Annotated in this window: 12 protein-coding genes; 3 read left to right on the top strand and 9 right to left on the bottom strand. The window is 39.4% G+C overall.

The features are described from left to right. Positions 1–7: 7 nt before the first annotated feature. Positions 8–853 (bottom strand): pantoate--beta-alanine ligase, encoded by an 846-nt coding sequence (panC, locus tag H8796_RS12040; RefSeq protein ID WP_117936795.1) that lies wholly within the window; start codon positions 851–853, stop codon positions 8–10. Between the two features lie 142 nt (positions 854–995). Here panC and H8796_RS12035 point away from each other — a divergent pair, with 142 nt between their 5' ends. Both H8796_RS12035 and H8796_RS12030 read left to right on the top strand, forming a co-directional pair. After that, positions 996–1,829 carry a glycogen/starch synthase gene (locus H8796_RS12035; protein WP_117936797.1) on the top strand — a complete coding sequence of 278 codons (834 nt, stop codon included), beginning with the start codon at positions 996–998 and terminating at the stop codon, positions 1,827–1,829. Between the two features lie 20 nt (positions 1,830–1,849). Beyond that, positions 1,850–3,574 (top strand): DUF4270 domain-containing protein, encoded by a 1,725-nt coding sequence (locus H8796_RS12030; RefSeq protein ID WP_117936799.1) that lies wholly within the window; start codon positions 1,850–1,852, stop codon positions 3,572–3,574. A 298-nt stretch (positions 3,575–3,872) separates the two neighbouring features. Here the strand turns inward: H8796_RS12030 and H8796_RS12025 are convergent, their stop codons facing one another. The 3 genes from H8796_RS12025 to H8796_RS12015 are packed head-to-tail and all read right to left on the bottom strand — an operon-like array spanning position 3,873 to position 8,561. Continuing rightward, entirely contained in the window at positions 3,873–5,324 is a 1,452-nt protein-coding gene (locus H8796_RS12025; RefSeq protein WP_117936801.1) for a glycoside hydrolase family 57 protein, read from the bottom strand. Between the two features lie 17 nt (positions 5,325–5,341). Further along, positions 5,342–6,607 (bottom strand): glycosyltransferase family 4 protein, encoded by a 1,266-nt coding sequence (locus H8796_RS12020; RefSeq protein WP_117936803.1) that lies wholly within the window; start codon positions 6,605–6,607, stop codon positions 5,342–5,344. A gap of 16 nt (positions 6,608–6,623) precedes the next feature. After that, entirely contained in the window at positions 6,624–8,561 is a 1,938-nt protein-coding gene (locus H8796_RS12015) for a glycogen debranching enzyme N-terminal domain-containing protein (RefSeq protein ID WP_117936805.1), read from the bottom strand. 214 nt (positions 8,562–8,775) lie between these two features. Between H8796_RS12015 and H8796_RS12010 the strand changes: the two genes are divergently transcribed. Continuing rightward, positions 8,776–9,417, top strand: coding sequence for a rhomboid family intramembrane serine protease (locus H8796_RS12010; RefSeq protein WP_117936885.1), 642 nt, complete (start codon positions 8,776–8,778; stop codon positions 9,415–9,417). 166 nt (positions 9,418–9,583) lie between these two features. Here the strand turns inward: H8796_RS12010 and H8796_RS12005 are convergent, their stop codons facing one another. From H8796_RS12005 to H8796_RS11985, 5 genes are read right to left on the bottom strand one after another with little or no spacing between them, the layout of a single operon-like run. Further along, the gene (locus H8796_RS12005; RefSeq protein WP_117936807.1) at positions 9,584–10,705 is read right to left on the bottom strand and encodes a DUF4972 domain-containing protein; all 1,122 of its coding nucleotides are present in this window, start codon (positions 10,703–10,705) and stop codon (positions 9,584–9,586) included. Between the two features lie 25 nt (positions 10,706–10,730). Further along, entirely contained in the window at positions 10,731–11,894 is a 1,164-nt protein-coding gene (locus tag H8796_RS12000; protein WP_117936809.1) for a glycoside hydrolase family 99 protein, read from the bottom strand. Between the two features lie 30 nt (positions 11,895–11,924). After that, the gene (locus H8796_RS11995) at positions 11,925–14,162 is read right to left on the bottom strand and encodes a GH92 family glycosyl hydrolase (protein WP_117936811.1); all 2,238 of its coding nucleotides are present in this window, start codon (positions 14,160–14,162) and stop codon (positions 11,925–11,927) included. A 15-nt stretch (positions 14,163–14,177) separates the two neighbouring features. Then, positions 14,178–14,870 carry a DUF3823 domain-containing protein gene (locus tag H8796_RS11990; RefSeq protein ID WP_007765092.1) on the bottom strand — a complete coding sequence of 231 codons (693 nt, stop codon included), beginning with the start codon at positions 14,868–14,870 and terminating at the stop codon, positions 14,178–14,180. Between the two features lie 32 nt (positions 14,871–14,902). Then, entirely contained in the window at positions 14,903–16,861 is a 1,959-nt protein-coding gene (locus H8796_RS11985; protein WP_117936813.1) for a RagB/SusD family nutrient uptake outer membrane protein, read from the bottom strand.

Raw genomic sequence — 16,861 nt, 5'->3', positions numbered from 1 at the left:
TTTTTAGTTATTCTTTATATTTAATGTTATCGATCAGCCGGACTTCTCCACAGAACACTGTAATGCATCCCACCGCATAGGAAGTATCTTCCCAATTACTTATTTTCTGCAATGTGTTTCCGTCTACGATCTCAAAATACTCCATACGCAAACCCGGAGCAGCTTCAATCGCATCTTCAACCATCTTTTGCGTCTCGCTCACTGTATGAGTGGCTGCAAAGTTACGACTTTTAAATAAGGTGCGAGAAATATTTAAAGCATTTTCACGTTCTTCTGCAGATAAACGTTTGTTCCGGCTACTCAATGCCAGTCCGTCTTCCTCACGTACAATTGAACAACCTACAATTTCAAGGTTATATTTCAATTGCCGAACCATCTCACGAATAATCGCTAACTGCTGGAAGTCTTTCTCTCCGAAATATGCACGATCCGGCTGTACAGCATCAAACAGCTTGCTGACAATTTGGCAAACACCGTTAAAATGTCCCGGACGGAAAGCTCCTTCCATCACCGTATCCAATGGTGCATAGCTAAATTGACGGGTATCCGGTTCCGGATACATTTCGCTAACTGAAGGAGCAAAAGCGAAATCCGCCCCGCATTCTTCCAACAAACGGCAATCTGCATCCAATGTACGCGGATATTTCTCCAAGTCGTTTTTATCGTTAAACTGTGTGGGATTCACAAAAACACTCACAACAGTTACACCATTCTCACTTACGCTGCGCTTTACCAGAGATGCATGTCCCGCATGTAAAGCACCCATTGTAGGAACCAGTCCCACCTTTTTACCTTGGGCTCTTAGGACAGTCAATTCTGCCTGTAAGTCCTTGATAGTGTGCACTACTTTCATTTTCGTCAATTGGTTTATGTTTTACTCGTTTGCAAAAACTCTGCAAAATAAACTAATATTTGCCACATAAAGAAAGAATATCTTATTTAATGTGTCTTTTTTTTCGTATCTTTGCAGAATATTATAGTGAACTATTGTTATTATGACAAAGGCGAATAAAGTTTTATTTATTACTCAAGAGATTACACCTTACGTTTCAGAATCCGAAATGGCCAATATAGGTAGAAACCTTCCACAGGCAATACAAGAAAAAGGCCGTGAAATCAGAACCTTTATGCCCAAATGGGGAAATATCAATGAGCGCAGAAATCAACTGCACGAAGTGATCCGCCTCTCTGGTATGAACCTGATTATCGACGATACTGACCACCCCTTGATTATAAAAGTTGCTTCTATCCAATCCGCACGTATGCAGGTATATTTCATCGATAACGATGATTATTTCCAGAATCGTATGCAGACAACGGATGAAAATGGTATAGAATATGATGATAACGATAGCCGTGCCGTTTTCTATGCACGCGGTGTATTGGAAACAGTGAAAAAGCTTCGCTGGTGTCCTGATGTCATTCACTGTCATGGCTGGATGACAGCTTTAGCTCCTCTTTATATTAAGAAAGCCTATAAAGACGAACCTTCTTTCCGCGACGCTAAAGTGGTATTCTCTGTTTATGAAGATGATTTCAAGAGTACACTTAGCGACGATTTCGCAACAAAACTGATGCTGAAAGGTATTACTAAGAAAGATTTAGGTGATTTGAAGGAACCGGTAGACTACGCCACTCTTTGCAAACTCGCTGTGGACTATTCGGACGGAGTAATACAAAACAGTGAAAAGGTAGACGAGTCTATTATTGAATATGCCCGCCAATCTGGCAAATTGGTACTTGACTACCAGAACCCGGAAAACTATGCAGATGCCTGCAACGAGTTCTACGATCAAGTATGGGAAGCCACTGCAAACGAAGAAGAATAAAAAATCAAGATACGACGATCATGAAAGCAAAATACGCCTTAATAGCTTTACTGGCAATCACCTTTTGGGGTTGTGATGACAACACTGCCGGACTGGGATTGGGAATGTTTCCGGGAAGCGACCAAAATATCAATGGAAAGCTATCTACATTTGATGTAACTACCGAATCCGTTCATGCCGGTAAGATATATGCAATGACCAATGTCGGGTATGTAGGAAAGTTCACAGATGAAACTTTCGGAACTTATCAGGCAGGTTTCTTGGCGCAACTTAACTGTCCGACTGGAATGACATTCCCCGGAGTATATGATGGTACTGCTTTGGACGAAAAGAAAAAAGCTACCCGCGTAATGGTAGATGAAGAAGGACTGGGCGACGACGTGAAACCAATATACAATACAGATAATGAAAATGATCCAAATAGAAAACTCATAGGTAACATTCATACTATCGAACTTTATCTATGGTATAGCAGTTACTTTGGAGATTCATTAACAGCATGTCGTTTAAGTGTTTATGAATTAGGAGAAGCTGAAGAAGAGCTCAATCAGGAGAATGCATATTATACAGATATTGAGCCTGAAAAATTTTACAATCCTAAAAATCTATTGGGAACGAAGGCCTATACAGCAGTTGATTTATCTGTCAAAGATTCTATCCGTAAACTCAGCACATATGTCCCTAGCGTACACGTTTCTTTTAAGCAGGATGCTGCAATAGAAATAGGCACAAAGATTATACAAAAAGCCAACAAATCTGGCATTAACTTTGATGATAAAACATTCAGAGAAATATTCAAAGGCATTTACGTAAAGAGTGATTATGGTGACGGTACAGTACTTTACATAAACCAAGCCCAAATGAATGTAGTATATAAATGCTATGCAGTTGACACACTTACAGGTGTTAAATTGAAAAAGAAAGTATTAGAAGAGGGAGATACAGAATATAAAGACTCCACTTATTATGGGTACCGTACCTTTACTACTACCCGAGAAGTCATTCAAGCAAATCAGTTACAAAATGACAAAGTGGCTATTCAAAATTGTATAAATAACCCCGAATGGACTTACTTAAAAAGTCCAGCTGGCATCTTTACGCAGTTAACTCTTCCTGTTAGTCAAATAGCAGAAAAGCTCCAAGGAGATACTTTGAATGCGGTTAAATTAGGAATTCCTATCTATAATGAAACCAGTGATAAGAAGTTTGGCATGTCTACTCCCAAGAATGTTCTATTAATACGTAAAAAATATAAAGATAGTTTCTTTAAAGATAATCAACTTAGTGATGGTATAACTTCATCTCTATTTAATCCTACTACTAGTTTTACTCAATATACATTCAACAACATTACTCAAATGATTAATGATTGTTTAGCAGATGGAGAACGAGAAGAAGCAGAAAAGAAACTCAAGAATGGTGGGACGATAACTCTCCAAATAACTAACTCCGAAGGTGAAACAGACACTCAAGTGGTTCATGATATTGAAGAATGGGAAAAATATAGTGATTGGAACAAATTCATACTTATTCCAGTACTTGTAACCACAGATGCTTCCTCAAGTAATAGCTATTATGGTTCTTCGAGCAATGTTATTAGCATACAACATGACCTGAAACCTGGCTATGCGCGCTTAAAGGGAGGTACAAATGCCACAAATACTTCTTTACCTAAAGAGGAACAAGATAAATACAAATTAAAACTTGAAGTTGTTTCTACAAACTTTGGAACAAAATCAAAATAAGAAATAGTTGAAATCTTATAAAACAACAGCGCAGGTTACATTGAGTAATCTGCGCTGTTGTTTTATAAGATATTTATAGAAAAGTCAGATAGAATAATTTCATAATAATAACGGTATATGCTTGGGGTATTAACGGTATCGTTATCAAATAGTGTTACTATTTTATCGGATGGTGTTACTATCTTGCAGAAGAATATCCGCCGACAAAGGTCTCGACTTAATCCACACAAAAAACCGTGAGTTTGATTTTATCTCACTCACGGTTCCAATATAATAAACATAATAATTTCTTATTCTTCTACTTAGCAGCCTTTTTAGCTTTACCTGTAGCCTTCTTCGGTTCCACAGCTGCTTTCTTAACTTCAGCTTTCTTTGCAGCAGGTTTTGATTTAGCAACAGCTTTTTCTTTTATTACCGGTTCTTTAGCATCAGCAGCCTTTTTGACTGTCGTTTTCTTTGCCGCTTCTGCTTTTGCCTGCCATTTAGCCACTTCTTTTTCTAACTCGGTAATCTCATCCCCCTGGTTCTTAATTGTAGTCAACAAAGAATTTAATTCTTCACTGTCTACATCAGCAGGATATAGTGCATCTACTCGTTTAATAAAGTCACCTAGAATATTCATATAGTTGGTGAAAGCATCATAAGGAGAATCATAGATTCCGCGATTCAACCACATACCGTTATTCTTCGTTGTCATGAAACGGAAGTTATTGCTAGCCTGCAAATAATCCCAATCCTGTTTGATACGACGGTCGTCACATAAATGAACACGTTCAGCTACACTATACAATTTATTGAAAGCCTCGCGTTGCATAACATTACCCAGCCAACAACTAGTATCTCTTTCCTCATCAACCCATGACATCGGATATGCGACATCAAGCTGTGACACCGATTTCAGCTTCGTTACAATTTCTGTCGGGGTAGAGAAAGTGATTCCTTTAGCTTTTGCACATTCCGGTAATGCCTTCAAGAATTCAAGAATATTAGAAGACAACGGTTGAGCCATACCAAGCGAGCTCAATTCCATGAAGATATTGATCACTTGTTCTTCTTGAGGCAATACATCAATCCAATTAATATATTTATCAGCAAACAAAGGATATTCAGCCCAATCCGAATTGGAGAAGCGCAAGCTGATGTCGTCAGAAAGTTTAAAATCTCTCAACAAAAGCTTAAGACTGGGAGCTTGATTACAGTGATAAACATAATGCGGACTCTTCCATCCCAAGATATGTTTAGCCCCTTCCGTCAACATCCCCTTGAAGCCCATAGAAGCTACCAAGCCACCAATTTCATCAGAATAAATCAGACTAGAGTTGCGGAATACTTTCGGTTCTTTACCAAACATCTGTTTCATCTTATCACGTTGACGAAGCACTTCTTCGCGGAAGCAATCCTCGTTGGCAAGTGAAGACAAACCATGTGAATAAGGTTCACACAAAAACTCACAACATCCTGTTTCATTCAACTGGTGCAATAAATCAATGACTGCCGGAGCATGAATTTCCAATTGTTCCAAGGCTACCCCCGAGATAGAAAACGCTACTTTAAAAGCACCACCCGAGTTTTTCACCATCTCAATTAAAGCATTGAGAGCAGGAATATACGAACGTTCAGCAACCTCATTCATACCCGTTTCATTCGCATAGTCATCGTAATAATAATGGTCATTACCAATATCGAAGAAACGATAACGTTTCAAATGGATAATTTGATGTATTTCAAAATAAAGACAGATAGTTCTCATTTTTATTTATTGTTTTGTTATTTACCATAGTTTCTTAACACAGCCTCATAGAGAGCACGGATTCTCAAGCCGACTTTCTCCCAAGTAATTCCATCTACTTCCTTCTTTCCCTCTTCCTTGAGGTATTCGAAAAGAGACGGATTAGTACAAAGAGAATGGATAGCGTCAGCCATTGCATGAATATCCCAGTAGTCAGTTTTTATCACCTTATCAAGGATCTCGCCACACCCCGACTGCTTAGAAATGATGGAAGGTGTTCCACACTGCATGGCCTCCAATGGAGCAATACCGAAAGGTTCAGAGACAGACGGCATGACAAACACATCACTGTTCTTATAAACCTCATACACCTGCTTACCTTTCATAAAACCCGGGAAATGGAATCGGTCAGCAATACCGCGTTCAGCCACCAGGTTAATCATGGCATTCAACATATCACCCGAGCCAGCCATGACGAAACGAATATTACGAGTACGACGCAACACAAGTGCAGCAGCTTCTACAAAATATTCCGGTCCTTTCTGCATCGTAATACGTCCGAGGAAAGTGACCACCTTTTCTTTTGAATGATCGGGACGTGGAATGTCCAACAGCTCCTGCGACAATGGATAAACAGCATTATGCATTGCAAATACTTTTCTGGGGTCCTGATGATACTCGTTAATAACAGTGCGACGAGTCAACTCGGATACGCACATGATACAATCGGCATGATCCATACCATTCTTCTCAATCGAATAAACAGTAGGATTGACCTTGCCACGAGAACGGTCGAAATCAGTAGCATGCACATGGATACAAAGAGGCTTTCCACTGACCATCTTGGCATGTACGCCGGCAGGGTAAGTCAGCCAGTCGTGAGCATGAATAATATCAAACTCCTGCTGACGAGCCACTACTCCGGCAATAATCGAGAAATTATTAATTTCTTCGTGCAAGTTCCCGGGATAGCCACCTGCAAAATCCATACACCCCAAATCATTCACATGCATATAAGAAAAATCAGCATAGATATGATCGCGGAAAGAGTAATACTCTTCCGGTGTCATTTCCAATAAGCGGGACTTCAAGTAGTCATAGTGGACATCACGCCACACGATGGGTACTTGATTCATACCGATTATTTTCAAGAACTTTTCTTCTTCACCGCTAGGTTTAGGCATACAGAAAATCGTCTCCATATCACCTTGCAGACTCAATCCTTTAGTTATTCCATAAGAAGCAACTGCAAGACCACCATATATTTTGGGAGGGAATTCCCATCCAAACATTAAAACTTTCATCTTCGTTCCTCCTTTTTTAATAATACTTAGACAGTAGCTTTAAGACACGCAATATTTCTGCTACATTCATCGCAAATGATACTGCGCCGCGTCCTTTGAAAGGCGGGTTCCCATCGAATAGCTCGGGAATGGAACCAACACAGTGGCTTGTCATCTCGTCATCATAACTAATCAGTTGGCGTTCAACGAATGACAATCCGCTCATCTTATAAATTCGAAGATAAGCTTCCAGATAGAATCCCATCAACCAAGGCCAAGCCGTTCCCTGATGATAAGCATAATCGCGTTGTATCTGCGGGCCTACATAGTTCGGATTATATCCGCCACTCTTCGGACTCAACGAACGAATGCCTTTCGGAGTGAGCAGCTCTTTGGTCACAATATCAAGCACCTGTTTCTTTTGTGCACGATCCAAAGGAGAATAATCAAACGCTACGGTAAATATCATGTTAGGACGTACACTCCAATCCATCATATTACCGTCTACATAATCAAGCAGATAACCATATTCGTTACGGAATACCTCGACAAAAGACTTTCCGGTTACTTCTGCCTGCGCATCAAGTTCATCCGCCAAGTATACGTCTCCTCCTTCGCGCACCAAATCAGCTATGAAGCGCAACGCATTATACCACAACGCATTAAATTCAACTATATACCCCGTACGAGGAATCACCGGATGCCCGTTCACCGTAGAATTCATCCATGTAATCGCCTTATCCGTACCGTTGGCAAAAAGTAATCCATTGTCATGCAAGAAAAGATTCTCATGTTTCCGCTGACGGATAAATTCCATAATATCTTTCAGGAGTTCTCCATATTTCTGACGACATTGCTCACGGGAAGTATCTTTGGCATATTGCTGCAAAGCCCAGACAGCCCAAAGCAAAACGTCGGGATGCTCCATTTCATAAATCTTGTATCCTACAGGCTCTTCATTTATAAAGTTACGAATCGCCTTTTCCGCCGTTTTCATCACATCTTCAAACTGGTCGATCTCATCGAGCGCAAGCGTCAGCCCCGGCAGGGCAATGAACATATCACGTGCCCGACATTTAAACCACGGATAACCGGCAAGAATATAATGTTCGTCTTCCTGCTGGTTATGGAACTGATGAGCGGAATTCTTCAGACAGTGGTAAAAGCTATCACGCGGGGTACGATCGGCTACTTCAGCCTCAAATGTTTGTTTCAATCTACGGGTAGTCACTTCTGAAGTTCCGGCAGAAAATACGATGCTCTCCCCTTTCTTTATATCCACCTCAAAATAACCGGGAACATAAAGATCTTCATTGAAGTCATACCCACGTTCTTGTTCTTTCGGGTATTCAATCCCCCGATACCAGTCAGGCATGAAATGAAACTCACACTTTTTATTTAACTGCATGTATAGTTCCGGATATCCGGGATACATACAGGTCTTAATTCCATTTTCCACAAGTTGATACTCGCGGCTTGCTTGCGCATTTTCATGTGTATACTCACGTACACTCCTGAAAGCGAGGAACGGGCGGAAGCGCAAAGTCGTAGCCGAATGCGCATCCAGCAAAGTATAACGAATCAGGATTCTATTTTCATGATGTACAAAGATTTTTTCTTTGCGGAGGATAACACCTCCGACACGGTAAGTTGTTGCCGGGATATGCTCACAATCAAACTCGCGAATATACTTGTGTCCGTTGGGACTAAAGTTGTTTCCCTGATATTTGTGCAACCCCAAGTTAAACTCTGCACCGTGTTGAATTACCGTTTCATCAAGAGAAGATAGCAGCACATGATTTTCATCGTCGAGATTGGGAACTGGAATTACCAACAGGCCATGATATTTGCGTGTGTTACAATCAACAATCGTCGTACAATGATAAGCTCCTGCTTTGTTCGTCCGAAGGATTTCTCTTTGAAGAGACTCTTCCAGATTCGTCATGAGGGTCTTGTCAAATCGTAAATAACTCATAGTTGTGCATTATTAAAGGTTAATTTATTGGTCATTATATCGTATATCTATTTATTGTTACATACCATATATATGGGCTGTAGCATCATATACAACGGGTATAACGCCCAAATGTACAAATTATAGATAAAAACAAAAATAAAAAGGCTTTTTATTTTCAGATTTTGTGCAAATATTCGTAGTATTGCGTAAAATATCTAAAGAAAAGAATGTCATGAAGCAAGATATTCAGCGTATCATGCTGGCTGCAGCAAAGCCTTTGTTTCTTATTTTTATTCTCTATATACTCAAGATTATGGAAGTCGGAATGGACTGGGACTTCTCTCGCTTGGGGATATACCCTATGGAGAAACGGGGACTGGTAGGTATTTTAACTCACCCACTGATACATAGCGGATTCAGTCATTTACTGGCAAATACTATTCCTTTATTTTTCTTATCATGGTGTCTTTTTTACTTTTACCGGGGAATAGCAGGTAAGATTTTTATTCTGATCTGGCTTGGAGGTGGACTACTAACTTTCCTGATTGGAAAGCCGGGATGGCACATTGGTGCCAGCGGATTAATTTACGGGCTCGCCTTCTTTCTCTTTTTTAGTGGTATTCTCCGCAAACATGTTCCACTCATTGCCATCTCTCTACTCGTTACCTTTTTATATGGAGGAATTATATGGCACATGTTTCCTTATTTCTCCCCCACCAATATGTCGTGGGAAGGTCATCTTAGCGGCGGAATTATGGGAACGCTCTGCGCTTTCGTTTTTGTCAATCATGGACCACAACGACCGGAACCTTTTGCAGATGAAACAGAAGACGAAAATAATGAAGAAGAGGAGGAAAAAAACTTAAAGGGCTAAAATAACAGGAAACAGACCAAATTTAATTTATCAAATAAAAGTAAAGCTGTCAAAAGCCTGTTTTACTATCTGATTGATTAGAGACAAAATATCCAAAACATAGTAAATCCAAACTTCTGACAACCTCAACAAGCATCTGCCCTACCAAAAACAGATAAAGAATCTTTTATTCCAAAGGAATCCACTTATACTCTCCAAGCAATTTAGCAGAATATTTGCCTGTCAAATCGGGTATATTAGTATCATCCTCGACTGTTGCATCAAACTCCCATCCACAAACTAAATCATCTTCCTGCCCTGTAACCTTAACTTCCTCATTCATCAGCTTTTTAATTTCTCCCTGTGACTTGGCAGATTTCCAAATATGGAAATGTTTGATATATCCAGATAGTTTCCAGTCATTTGTCATACCAAGATTCCCCCCCATATGTCTAAAAGCAATCATAGATGTTCCCAAATCATTCGGATTGTACGGATTAGCATCAAGCCCTGTCGCCTGATCCTTCAATTCGCCGTTCATATACACTTTCACAACAATAGGTTTTCCTTCTGAATTAACATCTCCGTCAACTCCTTTCTCGTTAATAACAGCTGCAAAATGAACCCATTTCTCTGTCGTACTGAAATCAATGCCAGGTTCTAACAATCCCCAATTATCCATTCCCAGCGACATACGTAGTCTCTTATTATCAAAGTTATTAATTACCCATCCTTTTCTGTAATGTCCGGTACCATCTTCGATAAAGACATCCACCACACTACCAAAACCGGAAGTATATTTCAACTTCACCCACAACTCAACAGTGAAAACTTGTTCACCAGTATTACCAAACTTTGAATAGTTCTCACTTGCTCCAAAATCAATATACCCGTCATTTTGTCCGTCTACATACAATTCCGCAGCTACAGGAACATATTCTATAACCACAGTTGCTTTAAAATCCTCCATCGCTTTTTTAGCAGCCTGAATCAATTCATCCACTTTCTCCTGTGAAGGATTAGTCTCTTCTCCGTTTTCAATTTGCCGGATGCTCTTTTTTATCTGGATTAATACCAGTTCAAGTATATCCCTGCTCTCTTCCGGGTACATTCCCGCCTTATTTCCATACTGCGATCCATCCCTCAATGTTTCCAGCTGATTTTGATAATCAGTCAGTTGGCTGATAAAAGCTACTGTGTCTACCGTTAGTGCATTATCGTCGTCATCAGAACAAGAAATAGAACATACTGATATAAACAATGCACATAGCATCATTAATAACATCTTTACTTTTGTGACTTTTTTCATGGTTTATTTTTTATTAATAATATGATTACTGTTTGCTTTCTCTAAATTTCCCAACCCAGTACGCAGTGCGGGTGAGATAATAATCAGGTTCACGGTTCTCATAATCCAGATAAGTAAACTCGGAACTTGTGTAAGGCACAGCCGGTTCTATCTGACTCCCTTCATGCCATTCATTAAAGGAGGTAATAGAAATTGCTGAAACCCCGGCTTCAATAGCCTTTCGATACATAGCGTCATAATACTGCCCATCCGTTCTATTCCGGATTACCGAACCATTCCAAGGACGTATACGTGTGTCTATATATCCGGGACCCACACTTGGAATAAATATCTTACCATTTTCCTTTGCCCATTTTTGCATACTTACCCAATTAGTCGGTGTAGAACCATATGTGAACCCGGTAGCAGCAAAATATGTATAGAAACCATCAAAATGAGCATTCAAAATAAAAGGCCGTTGCACTGTCGGACTGGAAGTCCATAATCCAATCATCAAGGCATCATAGGCTGTATTTCTGATTGTAATGGAGCCACTAGGACTTAATAACTTTTCCCATTCACTAGGTTCGATTAAATAAGAGTCATAAATAAAAAACAAAGGTTTGCCATCCTTTCTGTAAAAGGCCGGGTGATTTCCATACCTCGTTATCAATTTAACTATGTTCTCCCGAAGATTCTGCACATTTCTGCTAGGGTATGGCTCCAAGTGAAAACATACTTTTATTTTTTTCTTATCTGCCGCATCTAGTATAAGCCCGATTCTCTTGGCTTCAGCCTCATCCTGTTCATTCCACCAAGTAAGTGCCAGCACTCCGGTACGCGCCATAACAAACATATCCATATGTTTGGACAAAACATTAGGATCACTACTACTATATCTTCCTAATTGAGGATAAAAATTACTAGCTATACTCTCCTGCGTACCCGGAATAGTCCCCGGATTCTGACCAGATCCACCATTAGGATCGGACTCTATAGCATGGGCCCAATGTCTATATTGACCGTCAATAGCCTCACTTCCATACCAATCATAATAAAAGCAGAAAGTATCATAATCCAACTCTGTACCTAAATTATTATTTCCTCCGTTATTCTCCGAATTAGAAGGATTATTATCCTCTTCTTTGCTACAACTTTCCAATGAAAGTGACAAGAAAAAAATCATCATAAAAAAAAGTCTCTGCATCATAATTGATTTAATTTTAATTATTCATATTCTTTATTTTCTTATTTCAAATGAAGGAGGGACAGACTGGTCCTGAGACGCCCAGTCCTTATTGGGGTAGACTCCCATCGTTATTTCTAATTTATTTCCCTTCATCAGTTCCTCATGACTAAACCAAGATTTATCCCATTCCACTCCATCCAGCTTAACCGATTGAATGTATTTATGTTTCGGCGAATAGTTATGGCAATATACTTCAAAAGTTTTGCCATTACCCAACTGAATTTTTGCCTGTTCAAACACCGGACTTCCAATGACATATATAGGTAATCCTGGCGTAACCGGATAAAAACCTAGCTGGGAGAAGACAATAAATGCACTCATGCCACCACCATCCTCATCTCCCGGCATCCCCATTAAATCATTTCTAAACCATTCGTCCAGTAATGTCCTGATCTTTTTCTGAGTCATCCAGGGTTTATTGGCATAGTTATATAAATAAGGAATATGTAAACAAGGTTCATTTGCCATAGAAAACTGCCCGACATTACCTGTATGATCAGGAAAACGGGAGAAAAATTCAAACTTACTTTTTCCTAAAGGAGTATCAAACATCTTTTCCAACTCCTCAACAAACGCCTCTTTCCCTCCCATCAGTTTGATAAGATCCGCTACATTATGGGGGACATCCCAACGATAAACCCAGCCATTATTTTCGCCATAATAATCCCTTCCACCCATTCCACCGGAATAACGATAGTCAAACGGAGTGATAAAATTTCCTTCACTATCTTTAGGATGAAAAAATTTTGTTTCTGTATTAAACAATTGATGATAGTTCAAACTTCTTTGCAAAAAGTAATTGTAATCCTCTTTATTATCCAGCAGTTTGGCTATTTGTGCCAGACACCATTCATCGTACACTGTACCTAATGTCACAGCAACAGCTTGTCTTTTCTCAAAACTATGTACTTCGGGAACAGCTTCCTCTTCACCAGAAGCTAACGCCGGAAAATATCCGTTTGACACATAAAAAGAATCTAGCTTTCCAGCTTCCATATCCGACCACGGTGCTAATGTCTTTTCAGTGATAGCATTTCTACAAGCACGATATGCTTCCTTTAAATCGAAATCCGTAATTCCTTTTACATAAGCATCAAGTACAGTAGCCACCCCATGATTTGAATTCATCCGTCGGCTATCACCTGTTATCTCCGGAAAAGTAGGCATCCAAAAATGTTTCATCTGACCAGCCATCCGGATAAAAGAGTGAATCATATACTTCTCGCGTTCCGGTTCCAGTATTATTCTCAATGGATGGGTAGCTCTATACGTATCCCAGATCCAATCATCAGTATAAAAAGGAACACCGCTATCCTGATGAACCTGATTGTCAAAAGCACTATAATACTGTCCATCCTCAGAAAGACAAACCATTCGTTCATATGTTCTGTATAAAGAAGTATAGAATATAGTCTTGCTATCCTCACAGTTTCCCTTTACCTGAATCTTTTCAAGAGCATCATTCCAAATAGTTCTACCTGTTCGTGTAAGAGTTTCCAAATCCTTTCCAGCCACTTCGCGTTCCATATTTTTTTTGGCCTGGTCTACACTTATAAAAGAGATTCCATAACGAAGATTAATCCTTTTATCATTCTCTGGAAATTTCATTACGACTGTATTTCCCTCTTCCGTTTGTAAAGGAACCACGTCCGTTTCCAGATAAAGATACACCCTTGTCTCATAGGAACCAATTTGCTGATAACCAGAAACTTTGTTTTTCTCTACATGCAATTCTCCATTTGTCACCCCGATCAAAAGCCCGGGTTGCCCCGTCCGGAAATCTAATTGGTATAAAGCCGACTGATGAGAAGGGACATATTTTACCTCTATATCATAGTCACTCAAAAAAACACTATAATAATAAGGCTTGATCTTTTCATTATCGTAATTATACAATATGAAAGAAGACCTACTACCCTTCTCCAAACTATCACAAAAACTATTGAACGGATTGATAGAGAATGCTGAATTTCCTCTATGACTTGTCACTATCACAGGTAATCCCTTCAATTTATTACTTGTATAATCCTCCCTTTGAGGATATATTCGTAGCATACTGTTAGGTAAATGGACAGTCGGATAAGTCGGTACCAACAAGTGACTAATATTTCCCATATATGGATTTACATAATCAACAGGAGCTTTTATCTCCACACATCCTCCAAATGAGAAAAGCGGTAACAACAAAAACAGTCTGTATGCAAGGTAATCTTGTATTTTTCTTTTCATAAATATCCTATTCCTTTATAAGTCGATTTCTACTGCAGGCGAATAATTATATTTAGCTTCTGACGCACTGCTCAATGCTCCGATTCTGAAAAAATAACTATGTTCCCGTTCAATCCCAGTAGTCTGACTCAAATCCATGCTCAATTCGTACTCCGTCAAAGGTGATACAGCAGTATTTATTTCACTACTCACTTTAGCTATCTGAATATTACTACTTACATGGGACTCTGTATGTGCAAATAGAGCGATTGTCTTTACCGGATCTATCGTATATTGCTGTAAACTGAATTTCGCTACTACTTTATTACCTTTATATCTGATATCAGGATTCACGATACGTATGTAAGGCAGAACCTCGAACACCTTATAATTCTTTCCTTTATTAATTCTAAAATCAATCGTATCTTGAGGAATATAGTTCCCCTTATTCAGAATTATTTTGTAATCGCCCGCAAACATGAGATTATTTTGGAATGTTCCGTCATTTTTAACAGCCATTGCCTGAACAGGAGGATTGTCCCATCCGAGTTCGATAAAATAAATCTGCGAACCTCTGATTATCTCTTGCTCCACCAACTCACCTGTCTCCATATCCCGGATTTCCCCACCGAATGTAGCATTTGGGGCTATATCCAGATTGTCCTTTTCACATGCCACAAAACATACGGAAAAGAATATTATTGCCAATAAATAAAAAGTTGCTTTCATATTTTCTGTCTTTAAACTAAAGTTTTGATATATCAAGGATTCTGAACAAGTCCGTTACTACCGGTACCAGGAATATCCTGATAGTACCAGGAATAATCAAACGAATGTTTGTTCACTCCGGGAGCATCCATGCGTACAAAGATGTATTTAGGAGTTTCTCCTCTTAAATCGAGGAACGGAACTAAGGACTTCTTTATTCGGTTCTCATATTCCTTATGAAATATCCTCCAACGAATCAGATCCCATCTGCGTCTATTCTCAAAAGCAAATTCAACAAAACGCTCTTTACGTACGTTCTCTATTGTTAATGGAATTTCGTCTTTGTGTGCAGCTCGCTTTCTAACAGCATTAAGCGCATTTTTCCCTTTTTTCAACTGCTCACCCGTTGCAGACGAATGTTCTATGGATGCTTCCGCATAATTCATCAGAATCTCAGCATAACGAAATTCGATCCAGTCTGTAAATCCCTTATTCCACTCAGAAGTCACATCTTTACTTTCCTGCAAGAATTTTCGAAGAAGAAAACCTGAACGGGTGTAGTTACCACCAACAGGACTAAACCCCGAATACATTTTCTGATCCTGCGCACCAAACGAATAGTAGGTCTTTCCATCTTTCCCCTGAGTACTGGCATCTGTTCTGAACACATAACTTCCATCGGGACGAATAAATCCTCCCTGAATAATGATTTTCTGTCCTTTCCATTGCGTACCCGGAAGAATCATAGTAGCCCACATACGAATATCCTTATCATTGAATATTTCATAAGGAGCATCCATTGGATAAGAATAATAGTTAGCATTTCTGTCAAAACCAGAAAAGATTTCATTATTATCCACACGAGTACGGATAGGCTTACTTAATCCTTGCCCATCATCCGTATAATCTTCATAAATATCGGCCAGATCTAACGAAGGATTCATACGTCCCGGATGCGGCCAGCCGTTTGCTACCTGATTAGGGCGATACCAAATATCGTAATTGTGTGCAAGTTGGGTACCAGATGTATATCCTTTAATAAAAATAGGTTCCTTCGTTCCATTCAATACACTGCTTGGATCCTCAAATAGTTTTTTATAATTTACGATAGCTTCGTCTCTGCTTTGAGGTTCTGCACCATATAAACCATACAACCCACTCTTCATGATTTCATCAGACGACTGCATACAAATTTCATAATAACGATCTGCTTCCGAAGCATCAATACCCACAAGTTTCTGTTCTACAGCCGGCCCCGACAGACCCACATAAGGCTCATGAGTATATTTGGCAATCGAAGCTGCATATAAAGCTACCCGAGATTTCAGTGCCAATGCAATCCATTTATTAGCACGACGAGTATCTTCTGAAGACTCACTTAGTTTCCGGATAGCGTCATCACAATCACTCAAGATAAAATCCCATGTATCCTTTTCCGTACTGCGGGGCACTTTCAATTCTTCTACATCTCCATTATACACCTGAACTTTCTTGATAATCGAAACTCCACCATACCGCTTTGCCAAAGCAAAATATGTATATGCACGTAGAAAAGCTGCTTCACCCTCCAATAATGTTTTTTTATCATTGGAAGTATTCAACATAGGAATCGTTTCCAACAGATTATTAATATCCCTGATCAATGTATAAATACCAACAGAAGCATTATATAAACCTTTATCATCCGTATATCTTTCCCAGAAATTAAATCCTTCACTTCCCCATTCGTCAAATTCAGAATGCATGGCTTCGTCACAGTACATAGCAGCAGCCCGTCCACCATTATTCGGATCAGTATTCCCAATTCCCAAATTAAAGCCCTTATCAATCGCATAAGAGAAATCCTCGATAGGAAGACGGCCGTAAAGATTTGCCATGTGCATCGCAATCCCCTCTTCCGTAGTCAGAACTTTGTCTGCAACCACCTTATTATTAGGCTCTATATCCAGAATATCCGTACATCCTGCAAAAAGAAGAGCCATATTCAGCAATAATATAATCTTATGTTTCAT

The sequence above is a fragment of the Bacteroides sp. M10 genome (genome assembly GCF_014334015.1).
GTDB classification, from domain to species: domain Bacteria; phylum Bacteroidota; class Bacteroidia; order Bacteroidales; family Bacteroidaceae; genus Bacteroides; species Bacteroides intestinigallinarum.
This window is presented reverse-complemented; position numbering and strand designations above follow the sequence as displayed.